The sequence below is a fragment of the Pantoea sp. CTOTU49201 genome, from assembly GCF_032054795.1.
Lineage (GTDB): Bacteria > Pseudomonadota > Gammaproteobacteria > Enterobacterales > Enterobacteriaceae > Pantoea > Pantoea symbiotica.
In genome coordinates, this window is record NZ_DAMBSA010000517.1 from 1 (window position 1) to 2,732 (window position 2,732).

A 2,732-nucleotide genomic window follows, 5' to 3' on the forward strand; every position below is an offset into this window, starting at 1 on the left:
GAAGTGATGCAGAACGAAAACCGTCTGCGCTATCTGGCGTGCCTGACGGTTTCCGATATCTGCGCCACCAATGAAAGCTTGTGGAACAGCTGGAAGCAGAGCCTGTTGCGCGAGCTGTTCTTCGCCACCGAAAAACAGCTGCGTCGAGGCATGGAAAACAGCCCGGATCTGCGCGAACGCGTGCGCCATCATCGCCTGCAAGCGCTGGCGCTGCTGCGCATGGAAAATCTCGACGAAGAGCGTTTGCACCATATCTGGAGCCGTTGCCGCGCCGATTACTTCCTGCGCCACACGCCGAATCAGCTCGCCTGGCATGCGCGTCATTTGATTCACCACGATCTCAACAAACCGCTGGTGCTGGTCAGCCCGCAGGCCACGCGCGGCGGTACCGAAATCTTTATCTGGAGCCCGGATCGTCCGCACCTGTTTGCAGCGGTGGCCGGCGAGTTGGATCGCCGCAATCTCAGCGTGCATGATGCGCAGATCTTTACCAGCCGCGATGGCATGGCAATGGACACCTTTATTGTGTTGGAGCCAGATGGCAGCCCGCTGGCCGCCGATCGCCATCCGCTGATCATTCAGGCGCTGGAACAGGCCATCACGCAAAACGAATGGGTGCCGCCGCGAACGCGTCGCCAGTCCGCGCGCCTCAAGCATTTCAGTGTCGATACCGAAGTCAATTTCCTGCCGACGCACACCGATCGCCGCAGCTACCTGGAATTGGTCGCGCTCGATCAGCCAGGCTTGCTGGCGCGCGTGGGTGAAGTGTTCGCTGATTTGGGGGTTTCGCTGCATGGCGCACGCATCAGTACGATTGGTGAGCGGGTTGAGGATCTTTTCATCCTCGCCGATAGTGAGCGGCGTGCACTTGGGGTGGAAATGCGCAATGTGTTGCAACAGAGGTTGACAGAGGCCCTTAATCCAAACGATAAAGTGTGACCGCAATCGATTAATCAAATTTATTTACCGTGCCAGTGCGATGCTGGCACCCGTATTACAGACTTAGGAAATCATTATGGAACAGTTACAGAGCGTTATCGAATCTGCCTTTGAGCGCCGCGCCGACATCACGCCATCTAGCGTAGACAGCGCGACCCGCGATGCTATCACCCAGGTTATCGGCCTGCTGGATAGCGGTGAACTGCGCGTGTCTGAAAAGATCAACGGTGAGTGGGTAACGCATCAGTGGCTGAAGAAAGCGGTGCTGTTGTCGTTCCGCATCAACGACAACCAGGTCATGGAAGGTTCTGAAACCCGCTTCTACGACAAAGTGCCAATGAAGTTTGCTGGCTGGGATGAAGCGCGTTTCAAAAACGCCGGTTTCCGCGTAGTGCCACCGGCTGCTGTGCGTCAGGGCGCATTCATCGCGCGTAACACCGTGCTGATGCCTTCTTACGTCAACATTGGTGCTTACGTTGATGAAGGCACCATGGTTGATACCTGGGCGACCGTGGGTTCTTGCGCGCAGATCGGTAAAAACGTCCACCTGTCAGGCGGCGTGGGCATCGGTGGCGTGCTGGAGCCGCTACAGGCCAATCCAACCATCATTGAAGATAACTGCTTCATCGGCGCACGTTCAGAAATCGTTGAAGGCGTCATTGTTGAAGAAGGTTCAGTGATCTCAATGGGCGTTTACATCGGCCAGAGCACCAAAATCTTTGACCGCGAAACCGGCGAAGTGCATTACGGTCGCGTACCTGCGGGTTCGGTAGTGGTTTCAGGTAACCTGCCGTCAAAAGATGGTAGCTACAGCCTGTACTGCGCGGTGATCGTGAAGAAAGTTGACGCTAAAACCCTCAGCAAAACAGGCATTAACGAACTGCTGCGCAGCATCGACTAAGCTTTTCCTGCCTGAAAATCTTCCCGACGGGCCTGGCTACAGGCCCGTAATTATTTGTTTACACTCCCGCCTGAATTACCTGTTTCGCGCTGCGAATTAACACGTGCGTTTATTTTTCAAACAGTTCATAATCCGCGCCAAGTTAACTCCGGTCGCGCACTGTTCATCCCGGTTTTTGTGTCTACAGTTGATTAAGTATGCCGTAAGCGTTCCGGTTGCCGCGTTTCTGCTGCATCCCGAATGATGATGATAGTCCTGCGCGCTCACCCACTCTTAGATGGAATATAAACGCTATGTACGACAACCTGAAAAGCTTAGGTATCAGCTCTCCTGAAGACATCGACCGTTATAGCCTGCGTCAGGAAGCTAACAACGACATTCTTAAAATCTACTTCCGCAAAGACAAAGGTGAATTCTTCGCTAAAAGCGTGAAATTCAAATATCCACGTCAGCGCAAAACCGTAGTCGCCGATCACACCAGCCAGGGTTACAAAGAAGTGCAGGAAATCAGCCCGAACCTGCGTTACGTGATCGATGAGCTGGACCAGATTTGCCAGCGCGACCAGGTTGAAGTGGATCTGAAGCGTAAAATTCTGGCTGATCTGCGCCATCTGGAAAGCGTGGTCTCTAACAAGATCGCTGAGATCGAATCAGACCTCGATCAGCTGACCCGCAATAAATAATTGTTCGCTTTTGCTAACAGGCCAGCTAATGCTGGCCTTTTTTATGGCTGCTGATATGGCAGCGAAAGCAGCCAGGTATCGCGCTGTGCCTGCATCACCGCCCCGCTGTTTTGATCTTTCCATTGCGTCTGCCTGATCCACTGCTGATAACGCGGCTGCTGCAAACTGTTGTCGGCCATTGAAAGCAAGGGAATGATGCGTTGGCTCAC

At 53.9% G+C, this 2,732-nt stretch carries 3 protein-coding genes; all 3 read left to right on the forward strand.

The genetic code is table 11. The annotated features are described in order from the left end of the window. The coding region (locus tag RTY00_RS23095) for an ACT domain-containing protein (protein WP_312666514.1) at window positions 1–939 on the forward strand (939 nt) is incomplete at its 5' end. Between the two features lie 76 nt (window positions 940–1,015). Continuing rightward, the gene (gene dapD / locus RTY00_RS23100; protein ID WP_312666515.1) at window positions 1,016–1,840 is read left to right on the forward strand and encodes a 2,3,4,5-tetrahydropyridine-2,6-dicarboxylate N-succinyltransferase; all 825 of its coding nucleotides are present in this window, start codon (window positions 1,016–1,018) and stop codon (window positions 1,838–1,840) included. 293 nt (window positions 1,841–2,133) lie between these two features. Next, a complete protein-coding gene (locus tag RTY00_RS23105; protein ID WP_008108490.1) occupies window positions 2,134–2,523 on the forward strand; it encodes a DUF3461 family protein in 390 nt (129 codons plus the stop codon). Window positions 2,524–2,732 lie beyond the last annotated feature (209 nt).